Origin of the sequence: Bacillus sp. S3 (assembly GCF_005154805.1) — a bacterium.
GTDB lineage: Bacteria > Bacillota > Bacilli > Bacillales > Cytobacillaceae > Neobacillus.
In genome coordinates this window covers 1,166,671-1,184,715 of record NZ_CP039727.1, presented here as the reverse complement: position 1 = coordinate 1,184,715, position 18,045 = coordinate 1,166,671, and the positions used below count along the sequence as shown (strand labels likewise).

Below are 18,045 nucleotides of genomic sequence, written 5' to 3'. Positions count from 1 at the left end.
AAATCTTAAAAGTTTCTTAAGTTTTTATACAAAAACCCACAAAAAAGAAGATGCCCAAGGACATCTTCCGTTATTAATAGATTGTTTGCATCCCTTTACCTGCCACTGTCATCCATTCGAACTGACGCAGTCTTACATCAAACAGTGTCAGTGGATCGCGGAACATTTCCGGATTTGCGTTCATTTTGTTTAGCATTTCTTGGTTTGACTGGATCCCGGAGCGTGCTTCTTCAACAGAGCGGTTTAACACAGTTAATGGGTCCCTGAAAAACAAGGTGATATCCCGTTCGAGTGATTTTTCAAACAGCTCAAACGGCTGGAAAAATTGCTTACTGACTGCTGCAATCGCTTCAGAATAATCCTCATTCTCCACAAAGGCTTTGTATTTATTATATAGAAGTGCCTTATTTTGCGATATTGCCCCAAACAGCTTCCCGGCGCTTTTCAGTAAAAACTGTGATGGTGTCCGGCGGAGCAGGATATTGACAGTTTCAAGCTGAAAACGGCTTGTCATCCGGTCAGTATCACGGCGCCAATCATCGAGGATTTTAAAATCACAATCAAACTTGAGACGTTCTTCCCCGTACATCTGATTAAAACCTTCAGCCATCTCATTTAAAAATTCCTGGCCTTGGTCAAATTCCGCTTTGCAAGCTTCTATCCAATCCTGCAGCGAGCGGTAAAACTTCGGCATAACTGTTTGTTCTAAGTAATCTTGAATCCTGCGATTCATTTCCTCATTAAGCTCTAAATGAATCTTACTAAAATTGCTATCATCCTTGATTAAAGATGAACACTCTTGAAGCATTTTCGGAAGATGATCAGAAAGGTCCTTTTCAATCTTTTCCTTAATACCACGATAGGACTTCGTAATTGCCTTAGCCTTTTGGATTTCCGTATCCTTCAGCTGGTTAACCGCTCCATTTAATTTCATCAACATTTCTTCATTCCAGCGTACCGATTCAACCAGTTGATTCTCGACATCAAGTCGTTTTTGCAGCAGGCCGGCAATCGTTGTCCGAATAAAGTAAAGCAGCTTCGCCAGCCGTTTATCCTCAATATTTCTTGTATTCTTAATCGATTGAATAAACTCTGTTAATTCCTGCAGTTGCTGACCACCTTCATATTGGGAAGAAAAAGCAAACACTTTTGAATCAGGCAAATAAGAATGAATCTTTGCCCGCGTTTCATCAAAAATGCGAAGGGCCACCTGCTCACCCGCAATCGTATCCATTTTACTCAACAGAAAATGGATCGGTATATCCGGTGCTAACTCCTGAATCTGCTTAAGAGCTGCCTGTTCTTTTTCAGTAAAAGGGACATTCGCATCAATGACAAAAAGAATGGAATCAGCAATTTGCAGATGCTTCAACACCTCATACCGATCATAATGAAGGGCACCTTTTAACCCGGGGGTATCGATGAATGCCACTCTATTATCCTGTAAAAAGGCGTTTGGGTGCTTAAACTCGATGATTGATTCTAGTGCATTGCGGCGGCGGTCCATTCGATCCTGAAAATCAGAAAACTCAGGCAAACTAATAATCTCTCTATCTGTTATTTCCGTGATTTCACTTTCAGAGGCATGTGCAAACATCACCATAGACGAGGTCGGGCTATCCTGTAAATCCTCGCCAAGAACAGTATTCACAAATGTGGATTTTCCCGTTCCGCTTAGCCCGGTTATAAAAAGATGCTGGGTATCAAAATCAACTAATTGGTCAACAAGCCATTTGATCCGATTGTTCTCACCCATATCATGTGCTTCTGCCCAGCTCATAATAGAATCAAAAAGTGTCAAACACTCATCAAGTTCATCCATGTCTGTTTCCGTCAGGCTGATTAATTTTTCCGCTTCACTAACAATCGACGTACTAATGGTAGCCGGAAATAACTCATTCCATGAGAGTACAGCAGCCGAAGACAAGACTACATTTGCCCGATCGGCCAGCCTGAACCAGTTTGTTAGTAAGTCAGGGATAAAATCCTGCAGCACTTTAATAAAATATTTTCCTTCAATTAAGCTAAAATAGTGTTCCTTATGAAGGTTTGATAGCTCTGTCCAGTTTTCATCTCGATTGAGTTCAAGGTTTAATAATAGATGGTTGATCTCACTTAGCCATGTAAAATATGATTCCTCGTTCTTGTAGCTGTCCCACAATGAAGAAACGAGCTGTTCAAACTTTCTTTTATCCAAACTAAATAGAAGGATCAAACCTTGAGTAAAATAATTTGGCGCATGGCTTTTCGTAACACCGTTTTTTATATACGTGTTTAGTATGTCAAACCATTCGAGTGATTCCGTACGCTTAGCTTCGGTTATTGCCAGTTCGACAGCATTATCCCAATCCTGCTGTTCTTCAAAAAAGGTGCGGGCAATTTCGGTAACATTCGGATAATCAGGGTTAGTAGCAATTGTCTTTTTAATTGTTGAAATGGCTGCCGCTAACTTCCCCCGCTCGATGTACAGCGAAAATAACTGTAGGGCTACCTCTGCCGTTAATGTAGGATCATCGGTTTCAATTGCTGTGTAAATATCCTCAGCCGTTGAAAGCAATCCCAGCTCTAGGTAAGCATCCGCTGTATTTTTCTTTGCCCATGGCGCAAGCTCATTGGAAATGTTTTCCCATTTAAAAATGGCCGTTTCGTAATCTTTATGATGATAATATACTTCTCCCTGCGCATAGCGGATGGACGATAAATCAGGCAGATCCTGCTTTGCCTCCTCCTGAAATACCTCGCCGAGGACACGAACCGGATGTATATCTTCTTGCTCATTTATGAACATATTATAATAGGCCTTTTGTATCAATTGCTTCTCTAATGCCATTCTATTTCCCTCCAATTGCAAACACTCTATGTCATTCATATGGAAAAGAGTCATAATTATTCCATAAACTATTCGACGTATATATGGATTTTAAGTCTCAATTATATCGATTCTAACAAACGAATTTATTAAAATGATGTCAGTTATGTTTCAATTTGAAGACAAACGATTTTCAGCCGTTGCTTCCTTCTTTCTTTCTTTCAATTATATAATAAAATCAAAGACCTAAAGGAGTCTGGTAAGTTTGGAATTAGAACAAGCTATTTACATAGCAAATCATCTTGAAGTATCAAAACCTGTATCTTATGAGATTCGGAAACTTCAAACAGTCGATGGGATTCTACCGAAGTTTCATCAATGGACGAACGGCAAGAAAACATTAGCTGCATATGAAGTCACTCGGCCGGAAAGCGACACGGGTTATTACTTCCTCTTCATTGATTGGCACCGTAATGACAATTATTATTTGGTCCTCTATGCACATGATCGGTCGACAACCTGTGCGGAGATACGGCAAGTTCAAGAGCTTGAAGATGGGTCGTATCTTATCTGGTCATACAAGCCCTTTAAAAGGGACGGGAAAAACGACCAGCGAAAGGCCTATTTTAAGCAAATGTTTGGGTCCACAACGGTTCAAATCAAACTCCCCTCATCGCCGGAAAATGTGGAAGAATTTTTTACGCACTTGTTTGAGCTTTGTCAAAATCGGAAAAGGGCGGACAAAATTGTCGATGTATTTGATTTTGAATAACACTTTTACAGATGGAATTATTAAACAGTTTCCGAATTGATTCTAAAAAACGGATGAAAATCATTCATCCGTTTTTTACTGTTTTCTCATTTTCCAATACGTTCTTGTACCGTTATTTCTTACTACTGCATTTCTTGGAATTTGGACTAGCACTAAGAAAAAGCCGAGAATATCAAGGGATGCACCCAGTGAATTAAGGATAATAAAAACAAGCATTTTTCCTGTTAATATTCCTAAGATTGATAGAAATAGAGGAAAAAAAACAGACAAAAAAAGAAAAGGTGCGATCGTTATTAGGAGGAACCTATCTTTCGTTACTGTTTGTTCCGTATGCACAAACGCCCCATAAAATGTCAGCCCGATAACGGTATCCCCCGACTTCAAAAAGTTAGGAATAAAAATCAAATGGAAAAATTCATGGATGACTATAACTAATACCATCGCAACGAAAACACCTAAATCAATCGTTATGACGAATGAATCTCCAGAAATAAATGAAAATTTCTTCAGCGAAAAAGTGGAAAAGAAATAAATGATCCCCATCGAGATAAGGGCATTGATCACCATAAAAGGCATGGAGAGTAGCATCGCGTTCGTCAGACTTTTCGGCTCTTTCAGCTGCTTCCAGTCATCGTTCAATAACTCAATATGGGTTTGTTCATTAAATTTGGGTATTTTCGTAGTAAATTTAATAGTATCCACTCCCTCCCAAATGGAAAATCCACCCATATATCATAACAAAAATAGGGAGCCGCTGTCAGCCCCCCAATACATACTTAAAGCACCTTACTCAAAAACGCTTTTGTCCGTTCTTCCTGCGGATGATCGAACAACTCGCTTGGGATGTTTTCTTCGACAATGAGGCCGCCATCCATGAAAATAACCCTGTCGCCTACTTCTTTGGCAAAGCCCATTTCGTGCGTCACCACTACCATTGTCATTCCCTCCTTGGCCAGTTGTTTCATAACCTCGAGAACCTCACCAACCATTTCCGGGTCAAGCGCGGAGGTTGGTTCATCAAACAGCATGATTTTTGGCTCCATCGCTAAGGCTCTGGCAATGGCCACCCGCTGCTTTTGGCCGCCAGATAATGAATCAGGATAGGCATCCGCCTTGTCAGCCAGCCCGACCTTTTTCAAAAGTTCCAACCCTTTCGCTCTTGCCTTTTCTGCAGGTACATTCCTTACTTTCATCGGGGCGAGCATAATATTATCGATGACCTTTTTATGCGGAAAAAGGTTAAACTGCTGGAACACCATTCCTACTTCCGTCCGGATCTTATTGATGTCTGTTTTTTTGTCCGTTAAATCAATCCCTTCAATAAGGACGTGCCCGCCGGTAATCGTTTCGAGCATATTTATGCAGCGAAGGAACGTTGATTTTCCCGAGCCCGAAGGCCCAATCACGACAACGACTTCTTGCGGTTTAACGATGACATTGATATCCTTGAGAACCTCGTTGATGCCAAACGACTTTTTTAAATTTCTTACTTCAATCATTCGGTTGCCAGCCTCCTTTCAACACGGTTTAACAGGAAGTTTAGTGTGAGGGTTAAAACAAGATAAATAACGGCAGCAGTCAAATAGGGCTCCCATGGGCGCATATATTGACCTTGCATCGCACGGCCCCAGTACATTAGCTCCGGGGCGGCAATTAACGCAGCGAGCGAAGAATCTTTAATTAAGACAATGAATTCATTGCCCAGCGGTGGAATCATTCTTTTGATTGCTTGCGGCAAAATAACAAACCTCATGGCTTGTCCATTTGTCATGCCTAGCGAACGTGCCGCCTCCATCTGCCCCTTGTCAATCGATTGAATTCCGGCGCGGAATATTTCCGCTACATACGCGGCAGAGTTTAACGAAAGCGCCAAAATGGCTGCAACGACCGCATTGGTCGTACCTAAAAAGGCCGGTACGACTGCAAAATGAATTAATAAGATTTGCACCATTAACGGTGTGCCTCTGAAAAAGTTGATATACCAGTGAAACGGAAGTGCCCACAGCTTTTTTCGCATCATTTTCCCCAAACCGATAAATAAACCAAGTACCGAACCGATGATAATACTTGCGACCGAAAGGCCAATGGTTAACAAAGTTCCCTTTAGAAAAAAGGGAGCGTATTCTGCGATCAGATCCCACCTAAAATTCATGATCGATCCCCCTGACAAATTTGCTATGTAGTAAAGTTTAGAAATCTAACCAAAAATTGCGTAACTGCCTATGAATAGAAGTTACGCAATTCTTCTCTATTGCTGATCTTTTAAAATTTGTATGTCAGGTTCGACATCAAACCATTGTTTATAAAGCTTGGCATAGGTACCATTATCAATGACCTTCTTGACAGCCTTGTCTAAATCTCCCTTAAGCTTGCTTCCTTTTGGCAGCAATAAGCCATAGAATTCTTTTTCAAACGCATCATCATCTTCAATGAACTCAAAATTATCCTTTGGGTTATTTTTTACATAGGTTTCAACAACGGTGTTGTCGGCAACTACTGCATCTACACCATTATTTTTCAGCTCTAAGATTGATAGATTATTATTTTCAAACTTTTTTAGTTTATCGTAGTTTTTACCGAAAAGATTTTCTACGATTGTTTGGGCGGTGGTTCCATTTTGAACCGCAATCTTCTTACCTTCTAAATCTTTGGCACTTTTAATCGTACTGCCTTTTGGTACTAGAATTTCATTTTTTGATAAGAAGTAAGGAACGGTGAAGTCATAGGATTCTAATCGCTCAGGAGTTATCGTGATGGAAGAGACGGCGAGGTCAGCAGTTTTTCCTTCAATTTCCACAAAGAGTGGGTCCCAGCCAACATTCTCAAACTTAACCTCATAGCCTGCTTCCTTTGCCACTGCCTTGACGAAATCGATATCAAATCCGACGATTTCTCCTTTATCCTGATACTCGAAGGGTGCGTAGGCAGCATCGGTAACGACTCTTAACGTCTTCTTTTCTCCTCCTCCGGTTTTACTAGTTCCACAGGCTGATAGAAGCAAGAGAAATACTGCCATAAAAATGGTTACAAGTTTAATTTTCTTCATGTTTAGCCTCCTATTATTTCTTTAATTTATTTAAAAATTTATAATTTTTCGAATAAATTGATTATACCTTCTTTCATTTCATTATTCAAACATTTATTTTTTTACTATATTAACACGTTACCAAACTTACTCTGCGTTATTCACTGACGATTCAAGGCTCGATAAGTTGCGTGAAGCCTATGCCATGCCTAAGAATGTGATAAAGGACGATGTCCGTCTTAGTGCCTTCATCAGTTACATATGGTGGACAACATGGGCGACAGAAACCAATCGCCCCGGAGACAAGGTAACCTATACAAACAATTTGCCTAACGAAGATCTTATTGATAATAAACCAACAGGTGAAATGCTTGTTTAGTCTGTTGTCAGCTTAGTCTTGCACCGGCTGGTCAGTCTCCGAGGACCGTCTCGATTACGCTGAATCGGAACATAAAGTATAGATAAAACACCCCATTCGTTTCATTTTAGATTGGGGTGTTTTCATCGTGACATAGGCATTTGCCGTTACCTGCTCATTACGGCCACATAATGTATAGGGTATTATCACATAAGGAGAGATGCCCATATGAATCCCTATGGTCTTTATCAAATGCCACAATTGCCGGTTGAATACCATTCCTATGTTCCAGCTGAACCGTTTTATTCGCAGCCAGAGCAATACCATTCCTATGCTCCAATTGAACAAAATCATTCCTATATTCCAACTGAACACTATCATACCTATGTTCCGCTAGATCAATACAATCCCAACAGGCAGCCACAGCAACTTGAACGCCGAGTCAATCAGCTTGAAAGGCAAAATGAGCGGCAGGAAAAAGAAATTAACCAACTGCAGCGCCGGCTCCAACGTGTCAACCAGCGGCTGCGCGCAGTAGAAAACCGTTTCCACCTCCCCTTTACACCATTTGATGGGGAATATTAAGCAACCAATTCAGAACCGGACACCTTGTCCGGTTCTTCTTCATTAACTTAAAATCCATGTAAGAAAATCTCACATAATCAGTTGAAAAAATACAATTTTTTTATAAACTATACTAATAAACATGAATGTGGTGATCTTAGATGGGAAACGAATTGTCTTATAAAGATAAGAAGGTTATAACAATCGGGGTTGTCAGGGAACTCACTGGTCTATCTGAAAGACAAATCCGTTATTATGAAGAAAGGAAATTAATTTTCCCTGAAAGATCAGCTGGCGGCAGCCGGAAATATTCCTTTACCGATGTCGAATTACTTATGGAGATCGCCAACAAAATAGAAGATGGCATTCAAACATATGAAATTAGAAAGCAAATGCTGAAAGAACAAAAGAAACAAAGTCAGGATGATATCCGCCGTAAAATGATCCAAGGACAGCTCAATGCCCAATTCGGATTAAGGAAACAATAAGAAAAGCCTTGTTCCTTTTTTAAAGGTCGGGGCTTTTTTTTGTCCCCAGAAAAATACGTTAGATAACCTTACATGATTGTGGATGCCCCATTCAGATTCATGTAAAAATACAATTACACAAATGTTATGAAATGCACAACATAAAAAGGGGGAGAAACATTGGATACGTTATATTTAATGAACAGTATTTGGGTTATTATCGGGGCCGTACTTGTTATTATAATGATTGGCGGCTTTATTCTTCTTGAAACAGGCTCAACTAGAATGAAAAATGCTGGGCATATTGCCGGGAAGACAATCCTTACTTTTGGAATTAGCTCAATTATGTTTTGGGCAGCAGGGTTTGGTTTAATTTTCGGCAAAGGAAATCCTTTGATTGGGCTCTCTGATTTCTTTTATTCTGGCTATGACATTGATGGTTTATCATTGTCCGGAGCCGTTTTCTTCTTATCCCAACTAGCATTTGCAGGCATTTCCTTAACGATTGCCTTCGGCGGGTTTGCTGAACGGGCGAAACTTAGTGCCTACCTTGTATTCGCAGTACTTTTCTCTGTTATCGTGTATCCTCCAATCGCGCACTGGATCTGGGGCGGCGGCTGGTTGTCGGAGCATGGGAAACAAGACTTCGCTGGTTCAACGGTTGTTCATTTAACTGGTGCTACGGCGGCGCTCTCAGCTACTATTCTCCTAAAGCCCCGAATGGGCAAATTTAATAAAGACGGTTCTGCCAATAATCTTGCCGGTCATAATCAAGTTTTCACTGCCTTGAGTGTATTGCTGTTATGGGTGGGCTGGCTTGGTTTCAATGCCGGCAGTACTTTATCTGTCGAGAAAGCCTTCTTTGGATTTGTAGCTATTAATACGAACCTCGCTGCCGCAGCCGGAACTGTCGCTGCAATGATGATTACTTGGATAAAAGTTGGCAAAGCCGATATGCCGATGATGTTAAACGGGGCCATTGCAGGTTTAGTTGCCATTACTGCTTCCTGTGCCTTCGTTGAAACATGGGCTGCTGTCCTGATTGGTTTTATCGCTGGTATTCTTGGTTTTTACAGTATCCGCTTCTTTGAGAAAATAAAAATTGATGATCCCATTGCAGCTCTTTCCGTACACGGTACAGCGGGGATATGGGGCACGTTATCAACCGGCTTCTTTGCCACAAAAGGTTTGGCGACGGTCGGAAAGCCTGGTTTATTTTATGGCGGGGGCCTACACCAATTAGGCGTTCAAGCGATGGGTGTCATCACTTGTGCAGCCTTTGCTTTTATTGTCTCCTTCATCCTACTGGCAATAATGAAAAAAGCAATGAATGGTTTACGTGTGACGGAAGAGGAGGAAATGATCGGTCTTGATATGAGTGAACATGGCAGCTATGGATATCCTGAATTGGTGAAAAGTGAGCAAAAGCTGAAGGCTCAATAAAATTAGTAGTAGTCAATCCCATCAATTTGGGATTGGACTACTTAAATTTTTAGGGAGTGGGGAAATACTTCTGAAAATCTCTCTTAAAAAAAGGATAAAAAACTATATTACCCTATTAAATTTTTCAAAATGTGTATATATCAATAATAAAACTTTCCGGCACTTCCATCCTACTTACTACTGAATTCCCCTCTTTTTTTGAAACATAATACTCCCAATAGAAAAAATTTTTAAAAAATTTTTTTCTTCCAATTTCCTTATCATAACAAGAATGAAAACGCTACCAGGTTTTCCGACTTATTTGAATTGTCAGATTTCTATATTGACCATGTTATCGATTGGTTGTATGATTATCGAAAATAATCATCAATATTGAACATTGCCTTTGTTCATTTCCAAGTGGAATGGGGTGCGGCAATTCTTTATTAAAGTTATGTTTATTCCATTTAAAGCGTTCTAACATGAAAGAGGAGTGGTTAGGTTGGGAAGTCAATGGATTTTCCTTGGCGGCGAGTTCGTCAAGAAGGAGGATGCTGTTGTATCAGTTTTTGATCATGGTTTTTTATATGGTGATGGAGTATTTGAAGGGATTCGCGTTTACAACGGAAATATCTTCAGAGTCGATGCTCACCTGAAAAGACTATTTGAATCAGCACAATCCATTATGCTGAAGATTCCATATACACAGGAGGAAATGACGCAATTAATCGTCGAAACGATTAGAAAAAATCAGCTAGAAAGTGCCTATATTCGTGTCGTTGTTTCACGTGGCAAAGGGAATCTTGGACTGGACCCTACTTCCTGCTCGAATCCAAGCGTAATTATAATCGCCGAGCCATTATCCATGTATCCCAAAGAATTTTACGATAATGGAATTAAAATTGCATCGGTGGCAAGCAGAAGGAATCGCCCAGATGTACTTAGTCCACAGATTAAATCACTCAACTATTTAAATAATATTCTAGTCAAACTGGAAGCCAATCAAGTTGGCGTTCAGGAAGCATTAATGATGAATGACCAAGGCTATGTTACTGAAGGTTCCGCTGACAATATCTTCATTGTAAAAAATGGCATTCTATACACACCGCCTGTTTACTTGGGAGCATTGGAAGGGATTACCCGCAACGCCATCCTGGATGTAGCAAGAGCTAAAGGCTACGATGTCCGGGAATCACCTTTTACAAGACATGATGTATATGTCGCTGATGAGGTGTTCTTAACCGGAACAGCTATTGAGGTCATTGCTGTCATAGAAGTAGATGGCCGAGTCATTAAGGATGGTAAACCAGGTGCAGTAACAAACGATCTTTTAGCAGAATTCAGAAAGATTGTAACAACAGACGGAGTGGCTTGTTACCCTAAAACAACAAACCATGCAGTAGTCAGTTAGGAGATAGAAAAATGCGAAGCGATATGATTAAAAAGGGAATTGATCGAGCCCCCCATCGAAGCCTGCTATATGCAACAGGGGTAAAAACGAGTGATTTGGAAAAACCATTTATCGGTGTCTGTAACTCGTTTATTGAAATTATTCCAGGACATAAACACCTTAATCATTTCGGTGAGATTGTAAAGCAAGCCATCCGCGAAGCCGGAGGCATCCCTTTCGAATTTAATACCATTGGAGTAGATGATGGAATTGCCATGGGACATATCGGAATGCGTTATTCCCTGCCAAGCCGCGAAATAATCGCGGATAGTGCCGAAACAGTCATCAACGCCCACTGGTTCGACGGTGTCTTTTATATTCCAAACTGTGACAAAATCACACCGGGAATGCTAATGGCAGCAGCAAGAACCAATGTTCCATCCGTGTTTGTTTCAGGCGGTCCAATGGAGGCAGGCGTTTCCTCAACAGGGAAAAACCTTTCCTTAACATCTGTTTTTGAAGGTGTTGGTGCTTACCATAATGGATCGATGACCGAACAGCAATTGCTTGAGATTGAAACAAGTGCCTGCCCTACCTGCGGTTCCTGTTCAGGGATGTTTACCGCAAATTCGATGAACTGTCTCATGGAGGTATTAGGGATGACGGTTCCAGGAAACGGAACAATCGTCGCTACATCTGAAGAAAGACATGAACTCATCCGTCAAGCAGCAAGACACTTAATCGAACTTGTGAAAAAAGATATTCGTCCGCGTGACATGATCACTCGAGAAGCAATCGATAATGCTTTTGCACTGGATATGGCGATGGGCGGTTCAACCAATACCGTTCTCCATACACTGGCAATTGCCCATGAAGCCGGGATTGAATATGACTTGCGTGATATTAATAAAATCGCTGAAAGAGTCCCATATTTAGCAAAAATCATGCCTGCCTCTGATGTTTCCATGGATGATGTCCACCAGGCTGGCGGCGTAAGCGCCATTTTAAATGAGCTTTGTAAAGTTGACGGGGCCCTACATCAGGATTGCCTGTCAATTACCGGAAAGACATTAGCTGAAAATGTGAAGGATGCAACAATCCTTAATGAAAAAGTAATTCGTCCGAAAGATAACCCGTACAGTCATGTTGGCGGCCTTTCCATCCTTTTTGGAAATCTTGCCCCAGATGGCGGGGTAATCAAGGTTGGCGCAGTAGATCCTTCGATTAAGACCTTCCTTGGGGAAGCAATTGTGTTTGAATCACAGGATGAAGCACAGGAAAACATCAATAACGGTACTGTTAAGTCAGGCCACGTCGTTGTCATTCGCTATGAAGGTCCTAAAGGCGGACCAGGGATGCCAGAAATGCTCGCTCCAACATCCGCGATTGCAGGACGTGGTTTAGATAAAGAAGTGGCATTAATTACCGATGGCCGTTTCTCAGGTGCAAGTCGGGGAATCTCCGTCGGACATATTTCACCAGAAGCCGCTGAAGGCGGACCAATCGCCTTTGTTCAAAATGGTGACAAAATCTTAATTGACCTTGCGGGTCGTTCGATTGAACTACTTGTTGATGAAGAAGTGTTAGCTGAAAGACGCCGTTCCTGGGTGCAGCCGGAACCAAAAATCAAATCTGGCTATCTCGCAAAATATGCAAAGCTAGTTACTTCCGCTAACACTGGCGGAGTTATGAAAATTTAGGGATTCACTAGTACCCCTCCCCTTCTACAGAAGTAAAGGTACTACGAAAAGCGCAAGCGCCCTGGTCAGCGGCGTATGGCCTGGAGTGCTTCAACTGAGATAAAGGAAACACGAAGAGCCGGAGGCGATTCGATGTTGACTTATCGTAGGGCGGAGCGCGAAGGACACTAGGGCGCTGGAGCTGGACATTTCTCATTGACATTTTTATATAACAAAATCGATGACGGGAATAAAGGAATAAGAACATGTATTTTCAGAGAGCTGGGGTTGCTGGAAGCCCAGTAATACAACTTATTCCGACATCATCCCTGAGTGTTGAGCTGAAAGGTCATTTCCTAGTAGGCCCGATCGGGTGTCTCTTGAACACCTGTTACAAAAAGAAGCGTTTTTAAATTAGTTGTCGCTTCATAAGGCAGTATTCGCAAGGATACTGTAAAAACCGGGTGGTACCGAGAAAAAGAAGGCCTTTTCTCCCCGATTATTCTGCTTTTAGTACGTAGACTGCAGTTTATTCGGAGACGAAATGGCCTTTTTTACTTTGTTTTAAAGTATCATTTCTATTTTTTAAAACTCAGTCTTACGAATAATTTTTCAAATATTCAATTATCCACAGGGAGGGATTATGACGTGAAAGTAGAAGCAAAAGAACTGGAATTCCAAACCAGTACCGCACCAAAAACAGGTGCAGACCTTCTCATTGATTTATTAAAAACGGAAGGTGTTGATACGATATTTGGGTATCCGGGTGGTGCTGTCCTGCCAATTTACGATGCAATTTATCGAGCCCAAGGGACGATTAAGCACATTCTATTCCGTCACGAGCAAGGAATGATTCATGCCGCCGAAGGCTATGCCCGAATTACTGGTAATCCTGGTGTAGTAATCGCTACTTCAGGACCGGGTGCGACAAACCTGGTTACTGGAATTACAGATGCGATGATGGATTCCTTACCGCTTGTGGTATTCACCGGGCAGGTTGCGCGGAGTGTGATCGGAACAGATGCCTTCCAGGAAGCTGACGTGATGGCGATTACCACACCAATCACCAAACATAATTACCAGGTGCAATCCATTTCAGACTTACCAAGAATCGTAAAGGAAGCCTTTCATATTGCATCTACAGGACGGCCGGGACCGGTTCTTGTAGATATTCCGAAAGATATTTCGGCAGGTATATTAATGGAAGAACCTAAAGCAGCAAGTATTGATTTACCTGGCTACCAGCCAACAACAAAGCCAAATCCATTGCAAATAAAAAAATTAGCAGATTCAATCGCAAAAGCGAAAAAGCCAGTAGTGCTAGCAGGAGCCGGTGTCCTTCATGGAAAGGCCTCTGCGGAATTAACTGCATTTGCTGAAAAACACAAGCTTCCGGTCGTGACGACATTACTGGGACTAGGTGCTTTTCCAGCAGACAGCCCTCTCTCATTAGGAATGGGCGGTATGCATGGTACTTATGCAGCAAACATGGCAATTTACGAAGCTGATTTACTAATTAATTTTGGTGCCCGCTTTGATGACAGGTTAACCGGTAATTTGAAACACTTCGCGCCACATGCGAAGGTCGCCCACATCGATATCGATCCGGCGGAAATTGGTAAAAACGTACCCACTCAGATTCCAATTGTATCTGATGCAAAAGAGGCATTGATTGAGCTAATCGATCAAACAGCGGAGTCACCCGTACATGAATCATGGTGGGATACGCTCAATCAATATAAAGTGGAATATCCACTTTGGTATAAAAACGACCCAAGCGGAATGTGTCCACAGTGGGTAATCGAGGCCGTTCATAAAGTAACAAATGGCGAGGCGATTGTCGCAACAGACGTAGGGCAGCATCAAATGTGGGCAGCCCAGTATTATACCTTTAATGCACCGCACCGCTGGATTACCTCAGGCGGTCTCGGGACCATGGGCTTCGGCTTCCCTGCTGCCATCGGAGCACAAATAGCTTCACCTGAAAGTACTGTTGTTGCAATTGTCGGCGATGGCGGTTTCCAAATGACACTGCAGGAGCTTTCAGTCATTTATGAACGGAACCTTCCAGTCAAGATCATCATTGTGAACAATGGTGCACTTGGAATGGTTCGTCAATGGCAGGAACTATTGCACGGAAACCGGATTTCAGAATCCATTCTTCATACACAGCCTGATTTTGTGAAGCTTGCTGAAAGCTACTCAATTCGCGGCTACAAGGTTGAAAGCCAGGAAGAACTTGTCACAGTTTTACCAGAAGTATTTGCCCATAATGGCCCTGTTCTTGTTGATTGCCGCGTACTGCAGCAGGAAAAAGTTTTTCCAATGATTGCTCCTGGCAAAGGAATTCATGAAATGATTGGGGTGAAACCATGAAACGTATCATCACATTGACTGTTCAAGACCGCAGCGGTGTCCTCAACCGGGTGACCGGCCTCCTGCAAAGGCGGCAGTTCAATATTGAAAGTATATCTGTCGGCCCAACAGAAACCGAAGGCATTTCCAAGATGACCTTAGTCGTCCAAGTAGAGGATGACCAGCGTCTTGAGCAGGTAACGAAACAATTAAACAAGCAAATTGACGTATTAAAAGTTTCCGATATTACGGATAAAGCAGTTGTTGCCAGGGAACTTGCCTTAATTAAGGTAGCCAGTTCAAGTCAGCTGCGAAGCGAAATTAATGGAATCATTGACCCGTTTCGCGCCTTAATCATTGACGTAAGTAAAGATAGTTTAGCGGTTCAAATAACAGGCCGTCCTGATAAAATTGACGCGTTGATTGAACTGCTGCGCCCTTACGGTATTAAAGAAATTGCCAGAACCGGACTGACAGCCCTGCAGCGCGGGCATCAGCCACAAGTAAACGAACTAGCAACATACTCACTATTAAAATAATAATATTTCTGAAAGGATGATTCATAATGGTAAAGGTATTATATAACGGAGATATTCAAGAGGCAGTTTTACAGGGAAAGAAAATCGCAGTAATCGGATATGGCTCACAAGGTCATGCTCACGCTCTTAACTTAAAGGAAAGCGGCTTTGATGTAGTTGTTGGTCTTCGCGGCGGAAAATCATGGGATAAAGCTGTCGAAGATGGTCTAGATGTTCGTTCCGTGGCTGAAGCAACTGCTGCTGCTGACGTAGTAATGGTTCTTCTTCCAGATGAAATGCAGCCAAAAGTATATGAAGAAAGCATTAAAGAAAACCTTGAAGCTGGCAATTCCTTAGTTTTCGCACACGGATTCAACATCCATTTCAGCCAAATCGTTCCTCCTGCCGATGTTGACGTATTCTTAGTTGCGCCAAAAGGCCCGGGACATTTAGTTCGCCGTACTTATACAGAAGGCGCTGGAGTTCCTGCTCTATATGCGGTTTACCAAGATTATACTGGTCAAGCACGTGATGTTGCTCTTGCTTATGCAAAAGGAATCGGTGCTGCTCGTGCCGGAGTATTAGAAACAACTTTCCAAGAAGAAACAGAAACGGATCTATTTGGAGAGCAAGCAGTTCTTTGCGGCGGTACTACTGCCCTAATCAAAGCTGGATTCGAAACTTTAGTAGAAGCCGGTTATCAGCCTGAAGTTGCTTATTTCGAGTGTTTACATGAGTTGAAATTAATCGTTGACCTTTTATATGAAGGTGGATTAGAAAACATGCGTTATTCTATCTCTGACACTGCACAATGGGGTGATTTCGTATCCGGACCACGTGTAGTTAACGAAGATACAAAAGCGCGCATGAAAGAAGTATTAAAAGATATCCAAACTGGTAAGTTTGCTCAAAGCTGGATCTTAGAGAATCAAACAAACCGTCCGCAATTCAACGCCATTAACCGCGCTGAAAACAATCACCAAATCGAGACTGTTGGACGCGAGCTTCGTGCATTAATGCCGTTTATTAAGAAGCCAGTAAATGCGAAGAAAGAAGTGGTGGTAAATGGTTCACGTTAACATCTTTGATACAACCTTACGCGATGGCGAGCAATCCCCTGGTGTGAATTTAAACCAGCTTGAGAAATTAGAAATTGCCAGACAGCTTGAACGGTTTGGCGTTGACATAATGGAGGCCGGCTTTCCGGCTTCCTCCCAAGGGGATTTTGAAGCGGTTAGAGCTATTGCCCGGACGATTAAACATTCATCCGTCACAGGCTTGGCACGCGCAACAAAATCGGACATTGACATTGCGTGGGATGCTTTAAAAGATGCGGCAGAACCAAGGTTGCATTGTTTCATTGCAACCTCCCCTATTCATATGCAATATAAGCTGATGAAAACTCCTGAGCAAGTCATGCAGACAGCCGTGGATATGGTTAGGTATGCGAAGACACGATTCCCGCATATTGAGTGGTCCGCTGAAGATGCTTCTCGCTCAGACTTAGATTTTTTAGTGCAAATCATTACGAAGGTGATTGATGCCGGAGCTACTGTCATCAACCTTCCTGATACTGTGGGGTATACAACGCCGCAAGAATATGGACGGATGTTCCGCTATATAAAAGAAAATGTGCCGAATATTCATAGAGCAGCACTGTCCTGCCACTGTCATGATGACTTAGGTATGGCAGTGGCCAACTCGCTTGCAGCGGTGGAAAATGGCGCTACTCAAGTGGAAGGTACAATTAACGGCATTGGGGAACGCGCAGGCAATGCAGCATTAGAAGAAATCGCCGTTGCTTTAAATATTCGCAATGACCGCTATCCATTCACAACGAATCTAGTGTTAAAAGAAATCAAGCGCACAAGTGACTTGGTGAGCCGCTTTACTGGGATGAAGGTCCCTGGCAATAAAGCCGTTGTTGGAAAAAATGCCTTCGCTCATGAATCAGGAATTCATCAGGATGGCGTGTTAAAAAATGCCTTGACCTACGAAATTATTACGCCTGAATTGGTTGGCGTTCAATCCAATGACCTTGTTCTTGGAAAACATTCAGGCCGCCATGCCTTTAAGGACAAAATTGAGCAGATGGGCTTCGATTTATCTCAAGAGAAGCTAAACGAAGCATTCAAATCATTTAAGCAATTAACTGACAGCAAAAAAGAAGTAACAGATGAAGATTTATATACGATTTTACTAGATATCCAAACAGCTTCTGTTGATGTGAAAAAGTATGAGCTTGTCGCTTTCCAAGTTCAAAGCGGTTCTGGAAACCTCCCTACCGCCACTGTCGCTCTCACGACTCCATGCGGTAACCGGGTAGAGACAGCAAGAACTGGCAGCGGAAGTGTTGAAGCATTATACAACACATTAGAAGCATTAATTGAAGAAAAAATTCATCTCTCTGATTTCAACTTGACCTCCGTCGGTAAAGGGCGGGACGCACTTGCTGAAGTCCACGTGAAAATGACGGTTAACAATACTGCAGTAAGCGGACGCGGATCCGCCCAGGACGTCCTAGAAGCATCAGGCAAAGCCTTCCTAAACGCAGTCAACAGAGTATTCTACAACCAAAAAGCAATTGCAAAAGAACCAGCGGTGTTGTAAATGGTGTCAGGCACCATTTACTGTATACAGATAGTACAAAGGGTGTCAGGCACCCAAAAAAAATGAGGAGGTTGCT

The 18,045-nt window shown here is 42.2% G+C and carries 16 protein-coding genes; 11 read left to right on the top strand and 5 right to left on the bottom strand.

Features of this window, described 5'->3' with window-relative positions; genetic code table 11:
* Nucleotides 1-73 precede the first annotated feature (73 nt).
* Nucleotides 74-2,830, bottom strand: a complete 2,757-nt coding sequence (locus FAY30_RS05570; protein WP_149868950.1) for a dynamin family protein — start codon at nt 2,828-2,830, stop codon at nt 74-76.
* Between the two features lie 244 nt (nt 2,831-3,074).
* Between FAY30_RS05570 and FAY30_RS05565 the strand changes: the two genes are divergently transcribed.
* Entirely contained in the window at nt 3,075-3,581 is a 507-nt protein-coding gene (locus FAY30_RS05565; protein ID WP_149868949.1) for a hypothetical protein, read from the top strand.
* A 75-nt stretch (nt 3,582-3,656) separates the two neighbouring features.
* On the opposite strand, the gene FAY30_RS05560 is transcribed toward FAY30_RS05565, so the two are convergent.
* The 4 genes from FAY30_RS05560 to FAY30_RS05545 all read right to left on the bottom strand — a co-directional run bounded on the left by FAY30_RS05560 (nt 3,657) and on the right by FAY30_RS05545 (nt 6,627).
* The gene (locus FAY30_RS05560; protein ID WP_223820908.1) at nt 3,657-4,283 is read right to left on the bottom strand and encodes a DUF3267 domain-containing protein; all 627 of its coding nucleotides are present in this window, start codon (nt 4,281-4,283) and stop codon (nt 3,657-3,659) included.
* A 74-nt stretch (nt 4,284-4,357) separates the two neighbouring features.
* Entirely contained in the window at nt 4,358-5,080 is a 723-nt protein-coding gene (locus FAY30_RS05555; RefSeq protein ID WP_149868947.1) for an amino acid ABC transporter ATP-binding protein, read from the bottom strand.
* Complete coding sequence (locus FAY30_RS05550) at nt 5,077-5,733, bottom strand: amino acid ABC transporter permease (RefSeq protein ID WP_149868946.1); 657 nt, start codon at nt 5,731-5,733, stop codon at nt 5,077-5,079. The genes FAY30_RS05555 and FAY30_RS05550 overlap by 4 nt, the downstream gene beginning before the upstream one ends.
* A 96-nt stretch (nt 5,734-5,829) precedes the next feature.
* Entirely contained in the window at nt 5,830-6,627 is a 798-nt protein-coding gene (locus FAY30_RS05545; RefSeq protein WP_149868945.1) for a basic amino acid ABC transporter substrate-binding protein, read from the bottom strand.
* A gap of 91 nt (nt 6,628-6,718) precedes the next feature.
* On the opposite strand from FAY30_RS05545, the gene FAY30_RS27095 reads away from it, so the two are divergent.
* The 10 genes from FAY30_RS27095 to FAY30_RS05500 all read left to right on the top strand — a co-directional run bounded on the left by FAY30_RS27095 (nt 6,719) and on the right by FAY30_RS05500 (nt 17,969).
* On the top strand, nt 6,719-6,985 hold the full coding sequence (locus FAY30_RS27095) for a hypothetical protein (RefSeq protein ID WP_411675487.1): 267 nt from the start codon (nt 6,719-6,721) through the stop codon (nt 6,983-6,985).
* Nucleotides 6,986-7,192: 207 nt separating this feature from the next.
* Entirely contained in the window at nt 7,193-7,549 is a 357-nt protein-coding gene (locus FAY30_RS05540; protein WP_149868944.1) for a hypothetical protein, read from the top strand.
* 140 nt (nt 7,550-7,689) lie between these two features.
* Nucleotides 7,690-8,016 carry a MerR family transcriptional regulator gene (locus tag FAY30_RS05535; protein WP_190284829.1) on the top strand — a complete coding sequence of 109 codons (327 nt, stop codon included), beginning with the start codon at nt 7,690-7,692 and terminating at the stop codon, nt 8,014-8,016.
* A 159-nt stretch (nt 8,017-8,175) separates the two neighbouring features.
* The gene (locus tag FAY30_RS05530; RefSeq protein ID WP_149868943.1) at nt 8,176-9,438 is read left to right on the top strand and encodes an ammonium transporter; all 1,263 of its coding nucleotides are present in this window, start codon (nt 8,176-8,178) and stop codon (nt 9,436-9,438) included.
* Nucleotides 9,439-9,919: 481 nt separating this feature from the next.
* The gene (gene ilvE / locus FAY30_RS05525) at nt 9,920-10,828 is read left to right on the top strand and encodes a branched-chain-amino-acid transaminase (RefSeq protein WP_149868942.1); all 909 of its coding nucleotides are present in this window, start codon (nt 9,920-9,922) and stop codon (nt 10,826-10,828) included.
* 11 nt (nt 10,829-10,839) lie between these two features.
* A complete protein-coding gene (gene ilvD / locus FAY30_RS05520; protein WP_149868941.1) occupies nt 10,840-12,507 on the top strand; it encodes a dihydroxy-acid dehydratase in 1,668 nt (555 codons plus the stop codon).
* A 627-nt stretch (nt 12,508-13,134) separates the two neighbouring features.
* Nucleotides 13,135-14,862 carry a biosynthetic-type acetolactate synthase large subunit gene (ilvB, locus tag FAY30_RS05515; protein WP_149868940.1) on the top strand — a complete coding sequence of 576 codons (1,728 nt, stop codon included), beginning with the start codon at nt 13,135-13,137 and terminating at the stop codon, nt 14,860-14,862.
* Nucleotides 14,859-15,380, top strand: a complete 522-nt coding sequence (gene ilvN / locus FAY30_RS05510; protein WP_149868939.1) for an acetolactate synthase small subunit — start codon at nt 14,859-14,861, stop codon at nt 15,378-15,380. Before ilvB ends, ilvN begins: the two co-directional genes overlap by 4 nt.
* 26 nt (nt 15,381-15,406) lie before the next feature.
* Nucleotides 15,407-16,438, top strand: a complete 1,032-nt coding sequence (gene ilvC, locus FAY30_RS05505; RefSeq protein ID WP_149868938.1) for a ketol-acid reductoisomerase — start codon at nt 15,407-15,409, stop codon at nt 16,436-16,438.
* Nucleotides 16,425-17,969, top strand: coding sequence for a 2-isopropylmalate synthase (locus FAY30_RS05500; protein WP_149868937.1), 1,545 nt, complete (start codon nt 16,425-16,427; stop codon nt 17,967-17,969). Before ilvC ends, FAY30_RS05500 begins: the two co-directional genes overlap by 14 nt.
* The last annotated feature ends 76 nt before the right edge of the window (nt 17,970-18,045 follow it).